21 protein-coding genes are annotated in these 23,122 nt (G+C 71.8%); 9 read left to right on the top strand and 12 right to left on the bottom strand.

Features of this window, described 5'->3' with window-relative positions:
- Window positions 1-69 precede the first annotated feature (69 nt).
- Together AC6H2I_RS26700 and deoC are read right to left on the bottom strand one after the other, a co-directional pair.
- Window positions 70-1,116, bottom strand: coding sequence for an autoinducer 2 ABC transporter substrate-binding protein (locus AC6H2I_RS26700; protein ID WP_497503815.1), 1,047 nt, complete (start codon window positions 1,114-1,116; stop codon window positions 70-72).
- A gap of 123 nt (window positions 1,117-1,239) precedes the next feature.
- Window positions 1,240-1,911, bottom strand: a complete 672-nt coding sequence (gene deoC, locus AC6H2I_RS26695) for a deoxyribose-phosphate aldolase (RefSeq protein ID WP_497503814.1) — start codon at window positions 1,909-1,911, stop codon at window positions 1,240-1,242.
- Window positions 1,912-2,064: 153 nt separating this feature from the next.
- On the opposite strand from deoC, the gene AC6H2I_RS26690 reads away from it, so the two are divergent.
- Complete coding sequence (locus AC6H2I_RS26690) at window positions 2,065-2,829, top strand: DeoR/GlpR family DNA-binding transcription regulator (protein WP_497503813.1); 765 nt, start codon at window positions 2,065-2,067, stop codon at window positions 2,827-2,829.
- A gap of 31 nt (window positions 2,830-2,860) precedes the next feature.
- On the opposite strand, the gene AC6H2I_RS26685 is transcribed toward AC6H2I_RS26690, so the two are convergent.
- Both AC6H2I_RS26685 and AC6H2I_RS26680 read right to left on the bottom strand, forming a co-directional pair.
- Window positions 2,861-4,402, bottom strand: coding sequence for an ABC transporter ATP-binding protein (locus tag AC6H2I_RS26685; protein ID WP_497503812.1), 1,542 nt, complete (start codon window positions 4,400-4,402; stop codon window positions 2,861-2,863).
- A 14-nt stretch (window positions 4,403-4,416) separates the two neighbouring features.
- Window positions 4,417-5,418, bottom strand: a complete 1,002-nt coding sequence (locus AC6H2I_RS26680) for a BMP family lipoprotein (protein ID WP_497503811.1) — start codon at window positions 5,416-5,418, stop codon at window positions 4,417-4,419.
- Window positions 5,419-5,745: 327 nt separating this feature from the next.
- Here AC6H2I_RS26680 and AC6H2I_RS26675 point away from each other — a divergent pair, with 327 nt between their 5' ends.
- Complete coding sequence (locus AC6H2I_RS26675; protein ID WP_497503810.1) at window positions 5,746-7,833, top strand: sensor domain-containing protein; 2,088 nt, start codon at window positions 5,746-5,748, stop codon at window positions 7,831-7,833.
- A gap of 12 nt (window positions 7,834-7,845) precedes the next feature.
- Here the strand turns inward: AC6H2I_RS26675 and AC6H2I_RS26670 are convergent, their stop codons facing one another.
- Window positions 7,846-9,054: a calcium-binding protein gene (locus tag AC6H2I_RS26670; RefSeq protein WP_497503809.1), complete on the bottom strand. Its 1,209-nt coding sequence runs from the start codon at window positions 9,052-9,054 to the stop codon at window positions 7,846-7,848.
- A gap of 99 nt (window positions 9,055-9,153) precedes the next feature.
- Window positions 9,154-9,981, bottom strand: a complete 828-nt coding sequence (locus AC6H2I_RS26665; protein WP_497503808.1) for an SDR family oxidoreductase — start codon at window positions 9,979-9,981, stop codon at window positions 9,154-9,156.
- A 216-nt stretch (window positions 9,982-10,197) separates the two neighbouring features.
- Here AC6H2I_RS26665 and AC6H2I_RS26660 point away from each other — a divergent pair, with 216 nt between their 5' ends.
- From AC6H2I_RS26660 to AC6H2I_RS26650, 3 genes are read left to right on the top strand one after another with little or no spacing between them, the layout of a single operon-like run.
- Window positions 10,198-11,001 carry a hypothetical protein gene (locus AC6H2I_RS26660; RefSeq protein ID WP_497503807.1) on the top strand — a complete coding sequence of 268 codons (804 nt, stop codon included), beginning with the start codon at window positions 10,198-10,200 and terminating at the stop codon, window positions 10,999-11,001.
- A 13-nt stretch (window positions 11,002-11,014) separates the two neighbouring features.
- Window positions 11,015-12,085 (top strand): BMP family lipoprotein, encoded by a 1,071-nt coding sequence (locus AC6H2I_RS26655; RefSeq protein WP_497503806.1) that lies wholly within the window; start codon window positions 11,015-11,017, stop codon window positions 12,083-12,085.
- A complete protein-coding gene (locus AC6H2I_RS26650; RefSeq protein WP_497503805.1) occupies window positions 12,082-14,397 on the top strand; it encodes a PAS domain-containing hybrid sensor histidine kinase/response regulator in 2,316 nt (771 codons plus the stop codon). The genes AC6H2I_RS26655 and AC6H2I_RS26650 overlap by 4 nt, the downstream gene beginning before the upstream one ends.
- Window positions 14,398-14,431: 34 nt before the next feature.
- Here the strand turns inward: AC6H2I_RS26650 and AC6H2I_RS26645 are convergent, their stop codons facing one another.
- Window positions 14,432-15,637, bottom strand: a complete 1,206-nt coding sequence (locus AC6H2I_RS26645) for a pentapeptide repeat-containing protein (protein WP_497503804.1) — start codon at window positions 15,635-15,637, stop codon at window positions 14,432-14,434.
- A gap of 212 nt (window positions 15,638-15,849) precedes the next feature.
- Between AC6H2I_RS26645 and msrB the strand changes: the two genes are divergently transcribed.
- From msrB to AC6H2I_RS26630, 3 genes are all read left to right on the top strand, one after another.
- On the top strand, window positions 15,850-16,356 hold the full coding sequence (msrB, locus tag AC6H2I_RS26640; RefSeq protein WP_497503803.1) for a peptide-methionine (R)-S-oxide reductase MsrB: 507 nt from the start codon (window positions 15,850-15,852) through the stop codon (window positions 16,354-16,356).
- 111 nt (window positions 16,357-16,467) lie between these two features.
- Window positions 16,468-17,010 carry a hypothetical protein gene (locus AC6H2I_RS26635; RefSeq protein WP_497503802.1) on the top strand — a complete coding sequence of 181 codons (543 nt, stop codon included), beginning with the start codon at window positions 16,468-16,470 and terminating at the stop codon, window positions 17,008-17,010.
- The gene (locus AC6H2I_RS26630; RefSeq protein WP_497503801.1) at window positions 17,007-17,657 is read left to right on the top strand and encodes a hypothetical protein; all 651 of its coding nucleotides are present in this window, start codon (window positions 17,007-17,009) and stop codon (window positions 17,655-17,657) included. The genes AC6H2I_RS26635 and AC6H2I_RS26630 overlap by 4 nt, the downstream gene beginning before the upstream one ends.
- Window positions 17,658-17,707: 50 nt before the next feature.
- Here AC6H2I_RS26630 and mobB read toward each other — a convergent pair whose 3' ends face one another.
- The 4 genes from mobB to AC6H2I_RS26610 form a co-directional block, all read right to left on the bottom strand.
- Window positions 17,708-18,238 carry a molybdopterin-guanine dinucleotide biosynthesis protein B gene (gene mobB / locus AC6H2I_RS26625; protein WP_497503800.1) on the bottom strand — a complete coding sequence of 177 codons (531 nt, stop codon included), beginning with the start codon at window positions 18,236-18,238 and terminating at the stop codon, window positions 17,708-17,710.
- Entirely contained in the window at window positions 18,235-18,834 is a 600-nt protein-coding gene (pgsA, locus tag AC6H2I_RS26620; RefSeq protein WP_497503799.1) for a CDP-diacylglycerol--glycerol-3-phosphate 3-phosphatidyltransferase, read from the bottom strand. The genes mobB and pgsA overlap by 4 nt, the downstream gene beginning before the upstream one ends.
- A gap of 69 nt (window positions 18,835-18,903) precedes the next feature.
- A complete protein-coding gene (gene uvrC / locus AC6H2I_RS26615; protein WP_497503798.1) occupies window positions 18,904-20,910 on the bottom strand; it encodes an excinuclease ABC subunit UvrC in 2,007 nt (668 codons plus the stop codon).
- 441 nt (window positions 20,911-21,351) lie between these two features.
- A complete protein-coding gene (locus tag AC6H2I_RS26610; protein WP_497503797.1) occupies window positions 21,352-22,122 on the bottom strand; it encodes an SDR family oxidoreductase in 771 nt (256 codons plus the stop codon).
- 63 nt (window positions 22,123-22,185) lie between these two features.
- On the opposite strand from AC6H2I_RS26610, the gene AC6H2I_RS26605 reads away from it, so the two are divergent.
- Window positions 22,186-23,022, top strand: coding sequence for a hypothetical protein (locus AC6H2I_RS26605; protein ID WP_497503796.1), 837 nt, complete (start codon window positions 22,186-22,188; stop codon window positions 23,020-23,022).
- Here the strand turns inward: AC6H2I_RS26605 and AC6H2I_RS26600 are convergent.
- On the bottom strand, window positions 23,012-23,122 hold a 111-nt coding region (locus tag AC6H2I_RS26600), incomplete at its 5' end, for a hypothetical protein (protein ID WP_497503841.1). The two genes, AC6H2I_RS26605 and AC6H2I_RS26600, sit on opposite strands and share 11 nt — an antisense overlap.

Below are 23,122 nucleotides of genomic sequence, written 5' to 3'. Positions count from 1 at the left end.
GAGGACCACGAGAAGGGTGGCCCGCGGGGGGCGCCGCGGCTGCGCCGCGCCCCCCGCGGGAGTGCGGGCTCAGAAGTCGTACTTGTCCATGTTCGTCTTGGTCACGCCGACCCAGCCCTGGCCGTACAGCAGGTTGCCGCCGGCGCCCTCGGGCGTGGTCAGGGCGGTGTAGCCCGGCAGACCGAGGTCGAGGCCGGCCTTGATCTGGTCCTTCTTGCCGTCCAGCGCCATCACCGCCAGCATGTTCATGGCGTAGCCGGCGACCGCCGGGTCCCAGAACTGGATGTACTGGATGTCGCCGTTGCCCAGATACTCGCCGGCCACCGACACCAGGCCGGTGCCGGAGAAGAACAGCTTGTCCTTCAGTCCCCGCTCGTTGATCAGCCGGCCGGCCCCCGCCGAGGTCGGCATCGGGCCGCCGACGATGCCCTTGATGTCGGGGTAGGTGGTGAGGACTTCCTTCAGCTTGTTGTAGTCGGTGTTGGCGTCGTCGTAGGTCTCCAGCCGGTTGGTGGCCAGCTCCATCTTCGGGAAATGCTCCTTCTGGTAGGCGATGGCGCCGTCGATCCACTCGTTCTGGGACTTCGACGTCAGGCTGCCGACGGTGGCGACGTACTTGCCCTCCCCGCCCATGTAGCCGCCCAGCACCTCCATCAGCTTGGCGCCGTAGGCGTGGTTGTCGAACGCCTCCAGCACGAAGTCGGCGTTCTGGATGTTCGAGGCCTCGTGGGCGATCACCACGATGCCGCGGTCGCGCGCCTTCTTCAGGACCGGCTCCACCGCCTCCACCGAGAACGGCACGATGGTGATGGCGTCGACGCCCTGGGCGATCAGGTTCTCAACGAGCTGCACCTGGGCCGCGGCGTCGGCCTGGCTGGGCCCGACCATCCAGGTGTCGTGGCCGGTGTCGGCGTCGAACTGCCGGACGCCCTCGCGCATGCGGTCGAACCAGGCGATGCCGTCGACCTTGACCACGGTGGCGATGGCGTACTCCTTGCCCGTGGCGCTCGACGTCAGCTTCTGGACGAGGTCGGGCGTCTCCACGGGATCGGCGCCCAGCGCCGGCCCGGCGACCATGGCACCGGCGACCAGGAGGGATGAGAGAAGCTTCTTCATTGGTGCGGACTCCCTATGGATGATTCTTGTCGTTCGCGATGGCCGCTCGTGGACGGCGGGGCCGCCGTCACCCGGCGACCCTTTCGACATCGCCGTCACCCGGCGACCTCTTCGACATCGCCGTCACCCGGCGACGATGGCAACACTGGCGCTGGCGCCGATGCGCGACGCTCCGGCGTCGATCATCCGCCACGCGTCCTCGGTGGTGCGCACCCCGCCCGAGGCCTTGACGCCCATGGACGGGCCGACGGTGCGGCGCATCAGGGCGACGTCGGCGACGGTGGCGCCGCCGCCGGCGAAGCCGGTCGAGGTCTTCACGAAATCCGCCCCGCCCTCCTGGGCCAGCCGGCAGGCCAGCACCTTCTCGTCGTCGGTGAGAAGGCTGGTCTCGATGATGACCTTCAACAGGGCGTCGCCGCAGGCCCGCTTGACCGCCGCGACGTCGTCGCGCACGGCCGCCGCGTCGCCCGCCTTCAGCAGGCCGAGGGGAATCACCATGTCGACCTCGCGCGCGCCGTGGCGCACCACCCATTCCGCGGAGGACACCTTGATGGCCGTGGGGTCGGCCCCGAAGGGAAAGCAGATCACCGCGCAGGTCGCGACCGCAGACCCGGACAGCCGGTCCGCCACCAGCGGCACGTACAGGGGGTTGACGCACACCGCCTTGAACGAATGCGCCAACGCCTCGTCGCACAGCCGGCCGACCTCGGCCGGCTGGGCGTCGGGGCGCAGCAGGGTGTGGTCGATGACGCGCGCCAGTGCGCCTGGCGCCGCGTGGACGGGCGTGGTCGGCATTGTGGACGCTCCCCCGGAGGCGCCTCGATGACGCCTCTCTTGTTATGATTATAACATTTTCTGCAATGATGGTTTCACATTGACGGTTTGTATGTCAAGGTGAAAACATCATCGCGGGGCCGCTCCGGCGGCTCCCCAGCGTCGGGGGCTGCCATGTCGAAACGAGCGGCGCGTCTGGACCGCCTGCACAGCGCCTTGCAATCCGGCGGATACATCCGCCTCAAGGACGCCGCCCGCCTGCTCGACGTGTCGGAGATGACGGTGCGCCGCGACATCGCCGCCGCCGCCGGCCGTTTCTCCTACCTCGGCGGGTACATCGCCGGGGCGCCGGACGACCCCGGCGGTCTCGGCTACATGCTGGACCGCGAGCGCGACGCCCATGTCGACCTGAAGCGCGCCGCCTGCGCGGCCGCGGCGGCTCTGGTGGCGCCGCGCGAGACCATCTTCCTGGACTGCGGCACCACCATCCCGCACCTCGCCGGGGCGATCCCCGCCAACAGCGGCATCACCGTCGTGTGCTACGCCATGAACGTGGCGGAGATCGTCTGCAAGAAGCCGGGGGTGCGGGTGCTGCTGCTGGGCGGGCTCTACCACCCGTCGTCCGCGTCGTTCTTCAGCCAGGAGGCCCTGGAGACGCTGCGCGGCATCGGCATCAACAAGGCCTTCGTGTCGGCCGGCGGGGTCCACCCGACCTTCGGCGTGAGCTGCTCCAACTTCCACGAGGTGGAGGTCAAGCAGGCCGCCATGGCCAACGCCGTGAACAAGATCCTGGTCCTCGACTCCACCAAGTTCCCGGTCGTCAAACCGGCGGTGTTCGCCAGGCTGGACGCGTTCGACACGGTGTGCTGCGACGGCGCGATCCCCGATCAGGCGCGCGCCACGGTCGAGCGGGCCGGGGCCCGCGTGCTGACCGCCTAGCCGGCGGGTCGGGTGGACGGGGTGGCCCCGCCTACCCCGCCACCCCGGCCATCATGAGGCCGAGGCGCCGCTCATCGACGCCGCCCCCGGCGCCCTCCCCCCGGCCCCCGGCCGCGATCTCGCCGACGATGCGGCCGTCGAACATCACCAGGATGCGGTCGGCCAGCGCCAGGATCTCCTCCAGCTCCACCGACACCAGCAGGATCGCCTTGCCGGCGTCGCGCAGGGTCACCAGCCGCTTGTGGATGAACTCGATGGCGCCGATGTCGACGCCCCGGGTCGGCTGGCCCACCAGCAGCAGGTCGGGGTTGCGCTCGATCTCGCGGGCCAGCACCAGCTTCTGCTGGTTGCCGCCGGAAAAGCCCGCGGTCGCCAGGCCGGGCTGGGGCGGACGCACGTCGTAGGCGGCCATGGTGCGGGCGCAGGCGCGCCACACCGCGCCGCCGTCCATCAGAACCCGCCCGTTGTAGGCCGCCTCGTCGTGGTAGCCGAGAATGGCGTTCTCCGCCGCGGCGAAGCCGGTGACCAGGCCGACCCGCTGGCGGTCCTCCGGCACATGGGCGACGCCGAGGCGCCGCCGCTCGCGCGGGTCGCCGGCCGCCGGCAGCGGCCGCCCCTTCAGGCGCAGCGTCCCGCCCGACGTGTCGCGCATGCCGGCAAGGGCCTCCAGAAGCTCGGCCTGGCCGTTGCCGGACACCCCGGCGATGCCGACGATCTCGCCGGCCCGCACCGTCAGATCGACGCCCTTCACACGCTCCACCCCGGAATCGTCGGCGACGCGCAGGCCGGCGGCCTCCAGCACCGCCGCCCCCGGCGCCGCCGGCGCCTTCTCGACGCGCAGCAGCACCTTGCGGCCGACCATGAGCTGCGCCAGCTCCTCGCGGGTCGTGGCGGCGGTCGCCCGCTCGGCCACCACCCGGCCGCGGCGCATGACCGTGACGGCGTCCGTCAGCTCCATGATCTCGCGCAGCTTGTGGGTGATGACGATCACCGTCCGGCCCCGGCCGGTCAGCGCCCGCAGCACGCGGAAGAGATGGTCGGTCTCCTGGGGCGTCAGCACGCCGGTCGGCTCGTCCAGGATCAGCAGGTCGGCCCCGCGGTAGAGCGCCTTCAGGATCTCCACCCGCTGCTGGGCGCCGACCGCGAGGTCGCCCACCGGCCGGTCCAGGTCGACCTCCAACCCGAACTCCCGCTCCAGCCGCGCCAGCTCGGCCCGTGCGCGCGCCTTGCCGGGGCCCAGGGTCGGTCCGCCCTCGGTGCCCAGCAGGACGTTTTCCAGGGCGGTGAACGGGTCCACCAGCATGAAGTGCTGGTGGACCATGCCGATGCCATGGCGCATGGCGTCGCGCGGGCTGGCGATGGCGACGGGCCGCCCGCCGACGCGGATCTCCCCGGACTCGGCGCGCAGATAGCCGTAGACGATGCTCATGATCGTCGACTTGCCCGCACCGTTCTCGCCGACGATGCCGTGGATCGTCCCCCGCTCGACCCGCAGCGACACCGCCCGGTTGGCGTGGTTGTCGCCAAACCACTTGTCGATTCCGACGACCTCGAGGGCGGGCTCCGCCGCCATGGCCCGACGCCCCCTTACGGCGCGTACGGCGCCACCGCGAGCTCCCCGGCGACGATCTTCGCGCGCGCCGCCTGCAGCGCCGCCTCCATCTCCGGGGTGACCAGGGCGCGGTTGTGCTCGTCGACCGCGTAGCCCACGCCCTCCTCCGCCAGGCCGAGACGCTGGTGGCCGGCGGTCCAGTCGCCCGACCTGGCGTCCATGAAGCAGTCGTAGATGGCCACGTCGACGCGCTTGAGCATGGAGGTCAGCACCCGGCCGGGATGCAGCCAGTTCTGGTTGCTGTCGACGCCGATGCCCAGCTTGCCGGCGTCGGCCGCCGCCTGCAGCACGCCCAGGCCGGTGGCACCCGCCGCGGCGTAGACCACGTCGGCGCCGCGGTCGAACTGGCTGCGCGCCAGCTCGGCCCCGCGCATCGGGTCGTTCCACGCGGCGGGCGTGGTGCCGGTCATGTTGGCGAAGATCTCCGCGTCGGCGTCGACGTGCCTGACCCCCTGCACGTAGCCGGTCTGGAAGTTGCGGATCAGCGGCACGTCCATGCCGCCGACGAAGCCGACCTTGCCGGTCTTGGAGGCCATCGCCGCGAGCATGCCGACGAGGAACGAGCCCTCGTGCTCCTGGAAGGTGACGGAGCGGACGTTGGGCAGGTCCACCGTCTCGTCGATCAGGCAGAACTTGGTCTCGGGAAACTCCTTGGCGACGGTTTCGATGGCCGCCGCCTGGGTGAACCCCACCGCCGCCACCACGTCGGCGCCGCGCCGCGCCATGGTGCGCACCGCCTGGTCGCGCTGCGCCTCGTTGGTCAGCTCGACGTCGCGGTAGGCGATCCCGGTCTCGTCCTTGAAGCGTTCGGCGCCGGCGTAGGCGGCCTCGTTGAACGACTTGTCGAACTTGCCGCCCATGTCGTAGACCAGCCCGGGCTGGAAATCGGCCGCCACGGCCGGTCGCGCGGCCGGACCCGCCGTCGCCGCCATGATCACCGCCGCCGCCGCCGCCACACCCGTCCGTGTCCGCGCCATCGCCACCCCCTGATCCGTCGGCCGGTCCGCCGTCGGCCGGCCACCGAGGATAGCCGCACGCCGCGGCGCGGGACAGGACAAATCCGGCCCGCCGCAGCGGCTCCGGCGGCGGGGTCGTGCGCGCGCCGGTGCGTTACACCGCACCCGCAACATTAGCCTTTCATTCGTGAAATTTTTGAAACACAATGCAAAGTGTCGTCCGGTGCCGGCCCATGCCCGCTTTGCGGGGGCTGAGCCGAGGTAGGCGGCGGTGTCCATTGAGTGTCGAAGATGCTGTTTCCCCAAGCGTTGAACACCGTGCCGGAACGACCGCAGGAACCGCCGACCATGACCCGAGAGACCGAGGAGCAGTACCGCAGCATCTTCGAGAACGCGGTCGAGGGGATCTATCAGACGACGGTCGACGGTCGCTACCTCAGGGTGAACCCGTCCCTGGCCCGGATCTACGGCTACGACGGGCCGGAAGAGCTGATGGTCAACCTCACCGACATCGCCGGCCAGCTCTACGTCGACCCCGGGCGGCGCGAGGCGTTCGCCGACCTGATGCTGCGCCAGGGCCTGGTGAAGAACTTCGAGGCGCGGGTGTTCCGGCGCGACGGGTCGATCATCTGGATCTCGGAAAACGCCCGCTGCGTGCGCGGCGTCGACGGCGGGGTGCGATTCTACGAGGGCACCGTCCAGGACATCACCGAACGCAAGGAGAGCGAGGAGAAGATCCGTCTGCTGGCGACGGTGTTCCTCAACGTCGCCGACGGCATCCTGATCGTCGATCCGCAGCTGATGGTCCAGGCGGTGAACCCGGCGTACACCGGGATGACCGGGTTCGAGGTGGACGAACTGGTGGGCCAGCCGCTGGTGCTGTTCCACCATGGCAGCCACGAGCGCGCCTTCATCGACACGATCTGGCGGACGGCGCAGCAGACCGGCCGCTGGCAGGGCGAGATCGCCACCTTCCGGCGCTCGGGCGAGGAGTTCGCCGCGGACGTGACGGTGTCCGCCGTGCGCTCGCCCGGCGGCACGCTGGAGCACTACGTGCTGACCCTGGCCGACATCAGCCAGCGCAAGTACCAGGAGCACCAGATCCGCTACCAGGCGAGCTTCGACCGCCTGACCGACCTGCCCAACCGCTGGCTGGTGTGCGAGCGCCTGGAGGAGGCGCTGCTGCGCGCCCAGCGCAGCCGCACCAAGGTCGCGGTGGCCTTTCTCGACCTCAACCGCTTCAAGCAGGTCAACGACACCCTGGGCCACCAGGCCGGTGACGAGCTGTTGAAGATGGTCGGGCGCCGCCTGCGCAACGGCACCCGGGTGGCCGACACCGTCGGCCGTCTCGGGGCCGACGAGTTCCTGGTGGTGGCCCCCGACGCCGCCGACCGCGCCGCCGGATCCCGGCTCGCCGACAAGGTCGCCTATTCGATCAACGAGCCCTTCGCCATCTTCGGCCAGGAGATCTATTGCGGCGCCTCGATCGGCGTCGCCTTCTTCCCCGAAGACGGCGAGACGGCCGACCAGCTGCTGCGCAACGCCGAGCTGGCGATGCACCACGCCAAACGCAATCCCGAGCAGCGCTACGCCCTCTATGACCAGGGCATGCGCATGCAGAACGGGTATCACCTGACGCTGGAAAGCGACCTGCGCCGCGCCGTGGCGACCGGCGAGTTCGAGCTGTTCTTCCAGCCCAAGGTCGACCTGGAACCGCGCCGCCTGATCGGCGCCGAGGCGCTGATCCGCTGGCGCCACCCGGTGCGCGGCCTGGTCTCCCCGGCGGAGTTCATCCCGCTGGCCGAGGACACCGGGCTGATCTGGGACATCGGCTGCTGGACGCTGTACAGCGCGACGCGGTCACTGGCGTCGTGGATCAGCCGCGGCCTGGACGTCGGGGTCGTCTCGGTCAACCTCTCCCCCCGCCAGTTCCAGGATGTCCGGCTGGTCGGCTTCGTGCAGTCGGTCATCGAATCGTCGGGGGTGCCGCCGGACCGGCTGGAGCTGGAGCTGACCGAGGGCGCGATGATCGGCGACATCGAGAAGGCGGTCGGCGTGCTGAACGGCCTCAAGAGCATCGGCGTGAAGCTGTCGATCGACGATTTCGGCACCGGCTACTCCTCGCTCGCCTACCTCAAGCGGTTTCCCATCGACACCTTGAAGATCGACCGCAGCTTCGTGCGCGACATCGTCAAGTCCTCGACCGACCCGGCGATCGTCGGCACCATCGTCAACCTCGCCGACAGCCTGGGCTTCGCCACCATCGCCGAAGGGGTGGAAACCCAGGAGCAGGCCGACGTGCTGCTCCAGCAGCGGTGCAACAGCATCCAGGGGTACCTGATCAGCCGCCCGCTGGAGCAGGCGGCGTTCGAGCGCTTCGTCGGCACACTCAAGGGCGTCACGCTCAACGGCGGCACCCCGGGCGGCGCCGGCTGAATCCGACGGCGATCACGCCACCACCAGCCAGTCCGCGGCGTTCTCCGGCGTGGTGTAGCCGGTCAGCGTCACCCGCTCGATCCCGTCGATGGACAGCACCACAAAGCCCACCTCGTTGGTCGAGACGGTGACCGTCCACTCCGCCGAGACGACGATGTGGTCGCCCTCCGCCGGTCGGAACAGGGCCACCACCTCGGTGTCGCCGCTGAGCACGAAGCGGTCGGCGCCGCTGCCCCCGGACAGGGTGTCGTCGCCGCGGTTGCCGAACAGCACGTCGTCGCCGGCGCCGCCGAACAGCAGGTCGTTGCCCTGGCCCCCGAACAGCGTGTCGGCGCCGTCCCCGCCGGACAGGGTGTCGGCGCCGAGCTGCCCGTACAGCAGGTCACCGGCCGCGCCGCCGTCGAGGACGTCGTTCCCCTGCCCGCCGAACAGGCTGTCGGAGTCGGCGGCGCCGTAGAGCCGGTCCGCGTCGAGATTGCCATAGAGCGCGTCGGCTCCGTCGCCGCCGGACAGGGTGTCGGCCCCGCCCAGGCCGGACAGGGTGTCGGCACCGGCCAACCCGTCCAGCCGGTCGGCCGCCCCGGTGCCGCTGAGCGCATCGTCGCCCGCGGTCGCCACCGCCGTCGCCGGCGGGGTGGTCGAGGTCGGAGTGGTCGGGGTGGTCGCAGTGCCCGGCACCAGAGTCCAGGCGTGGCCGTCGAACCATCGGGCGGTGTTCGCCATGCCGGTGACCACATCGTCGAGAACGACCCGCGCGTCGGGCGCCAGCTGGCTGCTGGAGATGTTCCCGACATACCCCGGCGCCGCGGTGATCGCCGCCTCGAACTGGGCATGGGTGTAGGTGCGGCCCCCGATCTCCCAGAACTCGATCCGGTTTGCCGGCTGCTTCCAGTCGACGAACAGGATGGCGTTGCTGCCGGTGGCGTTGGTGAGGATGAGATGGCGGTCGTCGATGGTGCCGGCGAGGGTCGGGGGGGAATACACCGTCACGTCGACGAAGCGGTCGCCGGGGCTGTTGCCGTTCTCCAGCACGAAGGCGCTGACCCGGCCGAACGACCCGGTGTAGGTGTCGTTGCCGCCGCCGCCGGCCAGGACGTTGTCGTTGTAGATGGAGGCCCGGAGGTAGTCGTTGCCCGGGCCGCCCATCAGAACCTCGTTGGCCCGGGTGGCGAGCATGCGGTCCGCACCGACGGTGCCGAAGGTGTACATGAAGGCAGCCATGGCACCCATCGCGATCGGGACTGGAGTTGATCAACCTCTAGGCGCAGGTCCCGCGCGTCGCAAGCGAATTGTGGTCGCACCCGCCACCTTGGCGCAGCATCACCCGAGAAACAGGTCGGGAAGCAGCGGCGCCCCCGGCCGCACCGCGTACCGGTCGAGGTCGGTGACCCCCTCCTCTGCCAGCACGGCGTCGTCGATGAAGAAATTCCCGGTGCAGGTGGCGGCGGAGCGGGTCAGCACGGCATGCGCGGCGTCGGCGACGATCTCCGGCCGGCGGCAGTTCTCCGGCTTGACCGCATCGCCAAGCATGGCCAGGGCCGCGGTGGCGATCACCGTGCGCGGCCACAACGCGTTGACGCCGATGCGGCCGCGGAACTCCGCCGCGAGGCCGAGGGTGCACAGGCTCATGGCGTATTTCGCGATGGTGTAGGGGGTGTGCCCGGCGAACCACTTGGGGTCCAGGTTGGGGGGCGGCGCCAGGGTCAGGATGTGCGGGTTGTCCGATGAGAGGAGGTGCGGCACCGCCGCCTGGGAGCAGACGAAGGTGCCGCGCCCGTTGACCGCCATCATCAGGTCCCAGCGCCGCGGCGCGGTGTCCAGCGTTCCGGTCAGGCTGATCGCGCTGGCGTTGTTGACCAGGATGTCGATGCCGCCGAAGCGCTCGACCGTGCGCGCGACGGCGGCGGCGACCTGCGTCTCGTCGCGGATGTCGCAGGCGATGGCCAGCGCTTGGCCGCCGGCCGCCTCGATCTCGGCGGCGGCGCTGTGGATGGTGCCGGGCAGCGTGGGGTGCGGCTCGGCGCTCTTCGCCACGACGGCCACGTTGGCCCCGTCGCGGGCCGCCCGCAGGGCGATGGCCTTGCCGATGCCCCGGCTCGCACCGGTGATCAGCAGCGTCTTCCCCGTCAATCCCCCGGCCGTGCCCATGCGCTCCCCCCGCCCGTTTCCGGCCCGGCGCGGGCCGTCGCGGCCGATGCTAGGCCACGCCGCGGTCCCGGTCCAGCGGCCCGCGGGTCGCATGCCGCCGGGGGGTGGCGGCGATTCCTGTGGTGCACGCGCATCCCGGTGAACTAGGATCGTGCCAACAACCGGCCGGCCCGCCGGCCGCCTCGGGGAGGAACCGGAGGACGTTGGATGGGGCGCATGCCGCTCGTTCTGTGGATGGTGATCGCCGCGGTGCTGGCCCTGCCGGCCGCGGCCGCGCCGCCGGCGCAGACGGTGTTCTACGAGGCGGTGCCGGGCACCCCCGACGCCGACGCCGAGCGCATCGGCGCCGCCCCCTTCGCCGAGCGCGCGTCGCTGACGGCGGCGGTCGCGGCGGAGATCGTGCCCGGTGTGGTTGCCGCGCTCGGCCTCGCCTCCGGGGACGTGGACACGCGCCCGACCTTTGGCGGCTGGCAGCTCCGCACCAACCCGACCCTGACCAGCACCCTGGCCGCCAGCGACGACGACGCCGACCGGCTCGCCGCCGCGCTGGGCTGGGTGCTGCGCCAGGACAGCGTGATGGTGGCCCAGATCCCGGACACGGCGGAAGGCACGGCGAGCTACGTGCTGCTGCGCCTGCCCGACGACACGCTGACCCCCGACCTCGGCCAGGCCTTCTTCGAAATGGCCGCGGCCATCCACAGCGGCCTCGGCGTCGGCTACACCGCGCTCGGCGATACCCTGCTCTTCCTCAACGTGCGCGACGCGGCGGGGACACCCTACAGCGGGATGGGCGACACCGACTTTGCCGCCGCGCTCGGCACGGCGACCAAGTATTTCCCGCTGACCAAGCCGAAGATGTACGACATCGGCACGGCCGAAGCCCGCTTCATCGCCAACGACTGGGACGCGCAGCGGGACGGAGAGGGCTATGCCGCCCGGCTCGCCCCCAGCGTGGTCGAGGCGCTGCGCCCGCTGCGCGCGCGCTTCGAAACGCTGCTCCCCGCCGCGCCCCACCCCTGACGGACACCGACCGATGCCGATCCCCATCACCCGCCGCGCCGCAGGCACCCTGTTCGCCGCCGGCCTCGCCGTCACGGGGCTGGCCGTCACCGGCCCGGGCGTGACCGGCCCGGGCGCCGCGACGCCTGCGGCGGCGGCCGAAGGCGGGGCGGCGGCGTTCACGCCGGCGCTGATCTACGCGGTCGGCCAGAAATTCGACAAGAGCTTCAACGAAGGGGCCTTTCGCGGCGCCGAGGCGTTCACCGCGGACACCGGCGTGCGCGTCATGGAAGCGCAGCCGGCGGCGGTGGCCCAGTTCGAGCAGTCGGTCAACGCGGTCGTGCGCCGTGGCGCCACCGACGTCGTGGTGATCGGATTCTACTACGCCACCCCGCTGGCGGAGATCGCCGCCCGCCATCCCGGCACCCGCTTCACCATCGTCGACGCGGTGGTCGACGCGCCCAACGTCCAGTCCATCGTCTTCAAGGAGCAGGAAGGCGCCTTCCTGGTCGGCGTGCTGGCGGCGCTGGCCTCGCGAACCGGCACCATCGGCTTCGTCGCCGCGCTGGACATCCCGCTGCTGCGCAAGTTCATCGCGGGATACGGCCAGGGCGCCGGCCATGCCCGCGACGGCACCGAGGTGCTGGTGAACTTCGTCGGGACGACTCCGGCCGCCTTCAACGACCCGACCACCGGCGCCGAGGTGGCGCGCAGCCAGTTCCAGCGCGGCGCCGACGTGGTGTTCGCGGGCGCCGGAAGCTCCAACTTCGGAATCTTCAGCGCCGCCGCGGACGCCGGGCGCATGGCCATCGGCGTCGACAGCAACCAGAACCCGCTCTATCCCGGCACCATCCTCACCTCCATGCTCAAGCGCACGGACCAGGCGGTGGTGCGCGCCCTGCGCAGCGGTCGCGACGGCGGCTGGCGCCCCGGCGTGCGCGCCCTGGGGCTGGCCGAGGGGGCGATGGATTACGCCGTCGACGACAACAACCGCCCTCTCCTCACCCCCGCCATGCTGGACGCCGTCGAGCGGGCGCGCGCCGACATCGTGGCGGGCCGCCTGGCCGTCTCCCCGGCCGCGGACCGCGGCCAGGGGGAGCCGTGACACCACCGTCCTGGTCCGACCGGCTGGTCGCGGGGATGGACGACATCCTGCTCGTCGTCGACGCGGACGGGCGCGTCGTCCATGCCAACCCGGCGGCCGGGCGGATGCTCGGTCACCCGCCCGGCAAGGCGGTCGGTGGCATCCTGTGGGACCGGGTGCCGGCGCTGACCGGCCAGCTCCGGCCTGCCCTCGACCGGGCGCGCGCCACCGCCGGGCGCGAGCCGGTCGCCGACGTCCAGGCGCCCGATGCCCGGTGGTACCGCGGCGCCGCCTTCGCGGTGGACGGCGGCACGGCGCTCCACCTGCGCGACGTCACCGGCGAGCGCCGGCAGACCGACGCCCTGCGCGCCTGCGCCGAGCGCCACAAGGCGATGCTGGAGTCGACGGTCGACGCGGTGGTGACCATCGACGAGCGTGGCATCGTCCAGGAGGCCAACCCGGCCGCCCTTCGCCTGTTCGACTACGCCGCGGCCGACCTCGTCGGCCACAACGTGGACCGGCTGCTGCCCGACCACCACGTCCAGCACCACGACGCGCTGATGCGCGACAGCCTGCGGTCGGGCGTGCCCCACATCGTCGGCCGGCGGCGCGAGGCGGTGGCGCGCCGCCGCGACGGCGGCGACGTGCTGATCGAGATGGACGTCAGCGAGGCCCGGGTGGGCGAGCGCCGGTTCTACACCGCGGTGATCCACGACATCACCCGCCGCAAGCACGCCCAGCAGGAGCTGGTGGACGCCAATGTCTACCTGGAGCAGCGGGTGAGCGAGCGCACGGCCGAGCTCGACACCGCGCGCCAGCGGGCCGAGGTGGCGGCGCAGGCCAAGAGCGATTTCCTGGCGATGATGAGCCATGAGATCCGTACGCCGATGAACGGCATCCTCGGGATGGTCCGCCTGCTGTTGGAGACGCGGCTCGACGCCGACCAGCGCGACTGGGCCGACACCGTCCTCTGTTCCGGCGAGGCCCTGCTGGCCATCCTCGACGACGCGCTCGACATGTCGAAGCTGGACGCCGGCCGGATGACCCTGGAGACCGTCGACTTCGACCTGCGCCGGCTGGTCGACGGGGTCGTGTCGCTGATGTCGTCGCGCGCCATCGAAAAGAACCTGCCGCTGACGGCCCACGTCGACCCGGGGGTCCCCCGGGCGGTCCGCGGCGACCCGACGCGGGTGCGCCAGGTGCTGCTGAACCTGGTGTCCAACGCGGTGAAGTTCACCGAGCGCGGGCGGGTGACGATCGACGTCCGGCCGGCCGCCGGGGGCGGCGTCGCGCTGGTCGTCGCCGACACCGGCATCGGCATCGACCCCGCGCTGCGGGCGCTGCTGTTCACCGAGTTCTTCCAGGCCGACTCCTCGATCGCCCGGCGGTTCGGCGGGACCGGGCTCGGGCTGGCCATCTGCAAACGCATCCTCGACCTGATGGGGGGCCGGATCTCGGTGGTCAGCGCCCCCGGGACCGGCAGCACCTTCCACGTCGTCCTGCCGCTGTCCGCCGCCGTCGAGGCGGCGCCCGCACCGCCGCCACCGGGCCCGCTGCGACCGCTCGCCATCCTGCTGGTGGAGGACAACGCGGTGAACCAGCGCGTCGCCGCGGCGTTGCTGAACCGCCAGGGCCACAGCGTCACCGTGGCCGGCAACGGGGCGGCGGCGCTGGAGCGGGTCCGCGGCGAGCGCTTCGACGCCGTGCTCATGGACATGCAGATGCCGGTCATGGACGGGTTGGAGGCGGCGCGGCGCATCCGTCGCCTGCCCGGCCCGGCCGGCCGCGTGCCCATCATCGCGCTGACCGCCAACGCCCTGGCCAGCGACGCGGAGCGCTGCACCGCCGCCGGGATGGACGACCATCTGGTCAAGCCCTTCACCGCGGACGCCCTGAACGCCGTGCTGGCGCGCTGGTGCGCCGACCACGCCGCGGCCGGCGCCGGCGATGGCGCGGAGGGTGCGGAGGGCGTCGCCGAGGGCCCGCTGATCGAGCCGGCGGCCCTGGCCGCCCTCGCCGCCTCTCTCGACGGCGAGGCGCTGCAGGGCGTGCTGTCCGACTACCGGGCCGACGCCCGGACCAAGGCCGCGGTGATCCACGGCGCGAGCGACCTGGCCGCCGTCCGCTTCGCCGCCCACGACCTGAAGGCGACCGCCTCCACCCTCGGCCTCGCCAGCCTGCGCCGCCTCGCCGAAGCCATCGAGCGGGCCTGCCTGGACGGCCGCCCCGGCGAGGTGCGCCGCCTGGCCGCCGCCCTGCCGGAGCGCCTCGAGCGCTCCCTGACCGCCCTCGACGAGCGCATCCCCCGATCGCTGCCGCCGCCGGCGGCCTGAACCGCCGCGCCGCCGGCGGGCGGATGGCCGCACGCTACGCCGTCACCACCTCGGCGGGATCGGCCGGCGGCCGCCCGCCCGCGGGGCGCCCCGTCCCGATCAGCAGGGTGGCGGCGTTGCGCCGGATGGTGCTGAGGTCGACGCCCTTCAGGATGGCCCGGCTGAGATCGGTGTCGCGCAGGTCGGAGCCGGTCAGGGTCGCCCCGCCCAGGTTGGTCGGCCACAGGCGGGTGCCGTCGCCGGAGAGGTCGACCGGCCGCATGCGGGCGCGCCACAGCTTGGCGCCGGCCAGGTTGGCGCCGTGCAGGTTGCAGCCGGACAGGTCGGCGCTGGTAAAGTCGGCCTCCCGCAGGTCGCAGTGGGAGAGATCGGCCATGGCCAGCCGGGCCCCCGAGAAATCGGCGCCCCGCAGGCCGCAGCAGCGCAGCGAGGCGCCGGACAGCAACTGATTGGCAAAGGAGAGGCCGCGCAGGTCGGCACGCTCGATCTCCAGGCGGGCGCCGGCCATGCCGGCCCGCTCGATCCACAGCTGATGGGCGTCGATCCGGCTGGCCAGCCCGTCGGTCGGCCCGGTCATCCCGGCGGCGTCCACGTCGACGCCGCGCTGCGCCAGGCGGCGGCGCACACTCTCGTCCAGTTCCGCGCCGCACAGCAGGGCCCCGCCCAGCTCCGCCTTGTCGAGCACCGCGTCGAGCAGGTTGGCGGAGATCAGCACGGCGCCCGTCAGGTCGGCGTCGGTGAGGTCGGCGCCGGACAGGTCGCACCCGGACAGGTCGCATTGGTTCATGCGGCACCCGGCGAGGCGTGCGCCGGACAGGCTGGCGCCGACGAAGGTCGTGCCGCCGTCGGCGTTCCCCGCCGGACGTCCGCCGCCGGCGTTGGCGATGCGGCCGCGGCGCAGATCGGCACCGCGCAGGTCGGCGCCCGCCAGACAGGCCCCGTCGGCGCGAACGCCGCGCAGATCGGCGCCGCCCAGCCGCGCCTGGGTCAGGGTCGCCCGGGTCAGGTCGGCACCGAACAGGTCCACCTCCTGAAGGTCGGCGCGGATCAGCCGGGCGCCGGAGAGGCAGGCCCCGGTCAGCTTGGCACCGCGCAGCCCGATGCGGTCGAGCCCGAGATCGGAGAGGTCGTGGAAACTGAGGTCGGCGCGGCGCCCGGCCGGGTCGCGAATCAGCCATTTCTGGTGCCGGACCAACGCGTCGCGGACCGCGCGCAGATAGCCCGACTCATGCCCCGCCATCCCTTGCCCCGCCGCAGCCGCGCCCCGCCGTTCACCGGTCGACGCCGCATGCTATCCCAAGCGGTCCGGCAAGGAAACCGTCCGTGCCGGCACGCTCCGTTCCGGTCCGCCTCATTCGCCGTCACAAGGCCGTGACCCGCCCTGTCGCGCCGCCGGTCCACGCCGATATTGGTGCAAGGGCCCGCCATGGGCATGGAAGGAAAGGACGAACCATGATGCGACGCACGGTCATCGGCGCCGGACTGGCGCTGCTCGGCGGCGGCGTCCTGGCCCGCCAGGGCATCGGCCTGCCGGCCCACGCCGGGGGCGCGCCGTTCCCGGTCACCCGCACCGACCAGGAGTGGAAGCAGCGGCTGACGCCGGCCCAGTACCGCGTGCTGCGCGACCACGACACGGAGCCGCCGGGCTCCAGCCCGCTCAACGCCGAAAAGCGCCCGGGCGTCTTCCACTGCGCCGGCTGCGACCATCCGCTGTTCGACGCCGCGACCAAGTACGAGAGCGGCACGGGCTGGCCCAGCTTCTGGCAGCCGCTCGGCGGCGCGGTCGGAACGGCGACGGACTACCGTCTGATCTTCCCCCGCACCGAGGTTCATTGCGCCAACTGCGGCGGCCATCTCGGCCATGTGTTCGACGACGGGCCGCCACCGACCGGCAAGCGCTACTGCCTGAACGGTGTCGCGTTGCGATTCGCCCCCGCCGATGGTTCGGGACATTCATAAGTGTAGACCACGTATGAGTGAAATCGAACTGCAACATACACCTTTTCAGTTGCATCTCGGTTGCCGCCGATGATAGTGATCGGACCAGTGGTAGTGGTCTGAGCGTTGTGGATGCTGTTCTCGGGGGAGTTCCTGGGTCTGGTGTTGCTGGTGGCGAGCGCCGCGGCGCTGGGCTTGTCGATCGTCTTTGACGTCGGCCGCTTGGCGAAGGAGCGGGCGCGCCAGGCGTCGTTGCAGCGCGCCATCGACAAGAAGCGTGTCGCGGTGCGGGAATGGACCGGCCGCTCGGCGAAGCTCACGGCCGAGATGGAGGGTATGCGCGCCCGCTACCAGTCGGCGATGGCCCGGCGGCGGCGTGCCCTGGCGGAGATCCGCACCGTGGAGTTCGGCCGCTACGAGATGGTCCACGAGATCGAGGGCGACCAGCCGCTGAGCGGGTTCTCGATGCTTCTGGTGGTCCGCCCGGAGTTCGCGGACGTCGACCGCCAGGATGTGATCTTCGCACGCCAGATCTGGGAGTTCCGCAACGTGGCCCATATCTGGGCGTCCTCCCCGGCGACGGCCACCCTGCTGGCGCGCGGCGCCTTTTCACCACGCAGCGGCATCCAGACCACCGAACCGGTCCCGCTGGCACTGACGGGGACGGCGGGATGACCGTGATCGGCATGCTGCTCTATTCGTCGCTGTGCCTGATGGTGCTGACGGTCCTGTCCAACCGCTATTGGCGGCGCCCGATCGCCCGCGTGCGCAAGGCGATCGAGCGCCTGGACGGGGAGTCCAACGACCTCACCAGGGATCTGCGCGACGCCGCCCGGGACTGCGTCGACATGCGCGAGCAGGTCGCCCACGCCGAGCGCCGCGCCGTCCGGATGGAGCAGGAGGCCGAGCGGTCGGAGACCGAACTCGCCGTCATGCAGGACGCGGCGGTCGAACGCTATTACATCTTCGACCGGGTCGAGCCCCATTCGACCCGGTTCTGGGAGGCGGCGGTCCGCCGCGCCTCCGATGCCCGTCCGTCGGCCGGAGGCTCGCCGAGTCAGACCTGGACCGGGGTGCGCCGGTACCTCCTGGTCGCGGACACCGAACGCAACGCGCGGGAGCGGGTCGGCGCCCGCTTTTCCGCCAGGGCCGGGTACGACGTGGTGGAGGTGGTGCCATGCCGCCTCGGCGCCCTGGCGACGCCCGGGCCCGGGGGGCGCGGCCAGGACGGCGCGCGCAGCCGGGAGCGCGCGGACACGGAGGGCCTGGAGACGACCGACCGCAGCGCCGCCGGCCGGACCTCCACGCCCGGCGGCGCCTGAACGCGGCGCGGCCGGACCGGACCGGCGCGCCCTCCGCCTTACCCCTGCCCCTACGCCTCCAGGCCGCAATGGCGCAGCACGAAGCGCGCCATCCCCGCGACATCCTCCAGCGGCAGCACCGGCACCGGAGACTCCGGCACCGGTCCGTCGCTGGCGACGGCGACGATGGAGCGGTCGTCGCGGGCGATCAGCGGCTTGCCGACGCTGGACCGCCACACCTCGATCTTCGGGTGCCGGTCGCGCTTGAACCCTTCGACGATGAGCAGGTCGACCGGTGCCATGCGGGCGATCAGCGCGTCCAGCGCCGGTTCGGGTTCGTCGCGCAGCTCATGCATCAGCGCCCACCGCCGCGGCGACCCGATCATCACCTCGGTGGCGCCGGCGACGCGGTGCTCGTGGCTGTCCTTGCCGGGGTGGTCGATGTCGAAGCCCTTGTGGGCGTGCTTGACCGTGGAGACGCGGACGCCATGGCCGACCAGGACCGGGATCAGCTTGACGATGAGGGTCGTCTTGCCGCTGCCGCTCCACCCGGTGAAGCCGAAGACGGTGCGCGGGCCGCTGCCCGGAAGAGGGCCGGTCATGTGGAACGGACGGGCTTCGCAGCCGGCGCGCGGCCGGCGCTGTCGGCCATCATGTGGCGGATGCCGACCCGGGTGTAGTCCCACCCCGTCACCAGGGTGAGAATGGCGGCGGCCCACAGGCCCAGCGTCCCGATCACCGCGACCGGGATCCATGCCGGGCCGTAGTCGCCGACGATCAGGAAGCCCAGCGCCACCATCTGGATCGTCGTCTTCCATTTGGCGAGCCGGGTCACCGGCACCCCGACGTTGAGCCCGGCCAGGTACTCCCGCAGCCCCGACACCAGGACCTCGCGCAACAGGATCACCACGGCGGCCAGGACGGAGATGCCGTCGACCCGGTGGACGGCGACGAGCATGAACAGCACCGCGGCCACCAGCAGCTTGTCCGCGATGGGATCGAGGAACCTGCCGATCACCGACTCCTGCTCCCACGCACGGGCGAGATAGCCGTCGATGTAGTCGGTGATGCAGGCGGCGCCGAACAGGAAGCAGCCGGTCCATGCGGCCCAGGCTTCCGGCACATAGAACAGCCCGATCACCGGCGGGATGATCGCGATACGCGACAGGGTCAGCAGGTTGGGCAGACTGGTCAGCATGGGCCTTGGGCTCGGACGCTCGGGCACGACGTCGCCGCCCCGTCGGGGGCGGCGCGGATCGCCGCCATACTAACCATCGGGGTGGAAATGATCGTAGATCTTTTTCGCCACCGTCCGGCTTATTCCATCCACCGCTTCCAGGTCCGACAGCCCGGCCCCGGCGACGGCGCGGGCGCTGCCGAAATGGTGCAGCAGCGCCTTCTTGCGGGCGGGGCCGATGCCCGCCACCTCGTCGAGCGGCGACGCCCCGATCGCCTTGGTGCGGCGCGCCCGATGGGTGCCGATGGCGAAGCGGTGGGCTTCGTCGCGCAGGCGCTGCAGGAAATAGAGCACGGGGTCGCGGGGCTCGAGCTGGAAGGGCGTGCGGCCGGCCATGAAGAAGCGCTCGCGCCCGGCGTCGCGGTCCGGCCCCTTGGCGATCGCGACCAGGGCCACGTCGTCGATGCCGAGCTCCGCGAACACCTCGCGCACCACGGTGAGCTGGCCCAGCCCGCCGTCGATCAGCACCAGGTCGGGCCAGGTGCCGCGGGCGCGGTCCGGATCCTCGCGCAGCGCCCGCCCGAAGCGCCGCGACAGCACCTCGCGCATCATGGCGTAGTCGTCGCCGGCGGCGTCCGCCTCGCGGATGTTGAACTTCCGGTAGGCGTTCTTGATGAACCCCTCCGGACCCGCCACGATCATGGCGCCGATGGAAAAGGCGCCCTGGACGTGGCTGTTGTCGTAGACCTCGACGCGCTGCGGCGGCCCGTCCAGGCCGAAGGAGTCGGCCAGCCCCTCCAGCAGGCGCGCCTGGGAGGCGCTCTCCGCCATCCGCCGCCCCAGCGCCTCGCGGGCGTTGGTGAGGGCGTGCTCGAGGATGCGGTGCTTGTCACCGCGCCGCGGCACCGCGAGCTCCACCCGGTGGCCGGCGCGCACCGCCAGCGCCTCGGACAGCAGCGCGACCTCGGCCACGCCATGGCTCAGCAACACCAGGTCCGGCGCCGCCTTGTTCTCGTAGAACTGGGCGACGAAGGACGCCATCACCTCGGCCAGTTCCGCGGCCTTGTCATGGCTCGGGAAATAGGCGCGGTTTCCGTAGTTGCGGCCACCGCGGAAGAAGAACACCTGGACGCAGGTGGCGCCGCCATCGCTGTGGGCGGCGATCACGTCGGCGTCCTCCAGCACCCCCTCCAGGTTGATGTCCTGATGCGCCTGGATCGCCGTCAGCGCGCGGATGCGGTCGCGGTACTGGGCCGCCGTCTCGTAGTTCAGGGCCTCGGCCGCCGCGGCCATGGCACGCGCCATCTCGCCCTGGATGTCGCGGCTGCGCCCGGACAGGAAGGCGCGCGCCTGCTCCACCTGCCCCTGGTAGTCGGCCGGGCTGACCCGGCCGACGCAGGGGGCGGTGCAGCGCTTGATCTGGTACTGCAGGCACGGCCGGGTGCGGCTGTCGAACACCGTGTCGGCGCAGTTGCGCAGCATGAAGGCGCGCTGCAGCGCCGTGATGGTCCGCGTCACCGCCGCCCCGGAGGCGAAGGGGCCGAAATACCAGGCGTCCTGGGTGCGGCTGCCGCGGTGCTTGAGGAGCTGGGGGTAGTCGCCCCCCTTGGTGATCATGATGTAGGGGAACGACTTGTCGTCGCGCAGCAGCACGTTGTAGCGCGGCATGAGCCGCTTGATCAGGTTCGATTCCAGGAGAAGCGCCTCGACCTCGGTGTGGGTCGTGACGAACTCCATGGTTTCCGTCTCGGCCACCATGCGCTGCAGGCGCACGGGCAGCCGGTTCACCTGCGTGTAGTTGAACACCCGCCGCTTGAGGTTCCGTGCCTTGCCGACGTAGAGCACGGCCCCGTCGCCGGCCTGCATGCGGTAGACGCCGGGGGTCGCCGGCAGGGTGCGGAGGTGCCCCCGGATGATCTCGACGCCACGGGCCAGGTCGGCCACCCGCCGGCGCGGCCGCGGCCCCGGACCGGACACCCCCTCCGGCGCCTCCGGGGGTCCGGCTTCGGGCGCATCCGCACGCGCGGCTTCCGGCGCGTCGGCGGCTGCGCCGTCCGGCGCGTCGGCGGCCGGCGTGTCGGGCGGTGCGATCGTCATGGCACGGGTGGTCTCTGGCATCGCCGCAATGTCGGCGACCACCCCGCCCGGGTCAACCTCCCCCTCTCCCATAGCGTTAACACGTCCGACTCCGTGCACGCCGGACTATCCACCGTTTCTGTGGATAAGTCTGTCCATAAGGGCCACGGCATAAGCTTTCGGCCTAGGAGCCCCAACGGGTTGGTGAGTGTCGCACATTTTTTGGGCAAAACAGCTAACTCATTGTTTTTTATAACGAAAGCCCCTGTCAAGCGGCTACCGGAGGGGTGCGACACGATTCTGTCACGGCGTCCAATTCGCCACTTGCGCATCACTGCCGGCCTGTGTAAAAGGCGTCGGCGTCCGAATCGGCGCGCGCTCAACTTCGTTAAAATCCGTTACGATTTTCGGCGTTGCGGTATCACCGCCGCGGTGGCGGCCCCCGGGCCGGGCCGGGCCGGCCTACTCCACCGGGACGAAGCCGCGGCCGGGCTGGGCCCATCCCAGATGCTCGCCGCCGTCCAGGGCCAGCATCTGCCCGGTCACCGCCGGCGCGTCGACCAGGAAGCGGACGGCGGCGCAGATCTCCTGGGGGGTGGTCGCCCGGCGCAGCGGCACGCTCTCCCACTGGGCGCGGAAGTGGTCCTCCGACTGGCGGTCATTGCGCAGGGTCGGTCCGGGCCCGATGGCGTTCACCCGAACCCGCGGCGCCAGCGCCATGGCCAGCGTCTGCGTCAGCGTCCACAGCCCGACGCGCGACAGGGTGTAGGTCACGAAGTGCGGTGTCAGGTTCCAGACGCGCTGGTCCAACATGTTCACCACCAGGCCGCTGGCGTGATCGGGGAGCTGGCGAACGAAGGCCTGCGTCAGCACGAACGGTGCCCGCAGGTTGGTCTCCATGTGCATGTCCCAGGACGCCCGGGTGACCGTGCCGGCCTCGTCGCGCTCGAAGCACGAGGCGTTGTTGATGAGCAGGGTCAGCGGACCCAGCCGCTCGACCGCTTCGGGCACCAGGTCGTCGGTGCTCTCCTCGTGCGCCAGGTTGGCCTGCAGCGCCACGGCCCGGCCGCCGTTGCGCACGATCTCGTGGACGACCGCGTCGGCGGGCTCGCTCGACCGGAAGAAGTGCACGCCCACCGCCCAACCCTGCGCCGCCAGGTCGAGCGCCAGCGCCCGTCCGATGCGCTTGCCCGCGCCCGTGACGAGGGCGGCTTTTCGCTTGATCTCCACCATGGCGCCATAGGTACTGTCCGGCCGCCGCGGGTCAAGAGGAACCGGAGGGGAAGGCCGCCGCCGATGCTGCGCGAGCTGTGGGACTATCTGGCGACGCCGGCCGGCGCCGAGGCGCGGGCCATGGGATACCTGGCGGAGGCCGTGGCCCTGGCGGCGCGCCACCGGCGCCAGCGCCGGCGCTGGGCCCCCCACCTCGCGGCGGCGCGGCGCTTCGTGACCGACTCGGCGCGGGGCGCGCCGGTCGGCGGGCGGGCGCTGGTGGCCGGCTCGGGCCTGCTCGCAGAGGTTCCCCTGGCTGAGCTGGCCGGGCGCTTCGGGGAGGTGGTGCTGGCCGATCTGGTGCACCTGCGCACGGTGCGCTGGACGGTGCGGCGCTGGCCCAACGTGCGGCTGGCGGAGGTCGACGTGACCGGCACCCTGGCGGCGTTGCGCACCGCCCTGGCCACCGGCGCCCCGCTGCCCGCCCCCGGCGACGGCCCGTTCCTGGAGCACGGTTTCGACTACGCCGTGTCGTGCAACCTGCTGTCCCAGATCCCCCTGTTCCCGCGCGAGGCGGCGGCGGGCCGCAGCGACGGGGCCGCCTTCGCCCAGGCGCTGGCGGCCGCCCACGTGTCCTGGCTGCGCCGGGTCGCCCCGGTCGCCGGGCTGTTCACCGACACCGAGAGCCTGTGGCTGGACCAAGGCGCCGTGGTCGGGCGCGAGGAGTCCCTGCCGGGCGTGGCCTTGCCGCCACCGGACCGCACATGGACGTGGGACATCGCCCCGGCGCCGGAGGAGGACCGCAGGCTGGACCTGCGGCACACGGTGGCCGGCTGGCTGGACATCAACGCGCCGCGACCGGGCGCGGCCGGCGCCCGCCCCCCGGAGGGCGGGCGCCGGCCCGGGCGGCTCAGGCCTTGAGGATGCCCTTTCCGGCGAAGCGGGCGGCGGCGCCGAGCTGCTCCTCGATGCGGATGAGCTGGTTGTACTTGGCGAGGCGGTCGGAGCGGCTGAGGGAGCC

Source organism: Azospirillum sp. NS33 (assembly GCF_059703765.1).
The sequence above is the reverse complement of the archived record's forward strand: the minus strand, read 5'-3'. Positions and strand labels throughout refer to the sequence as shown.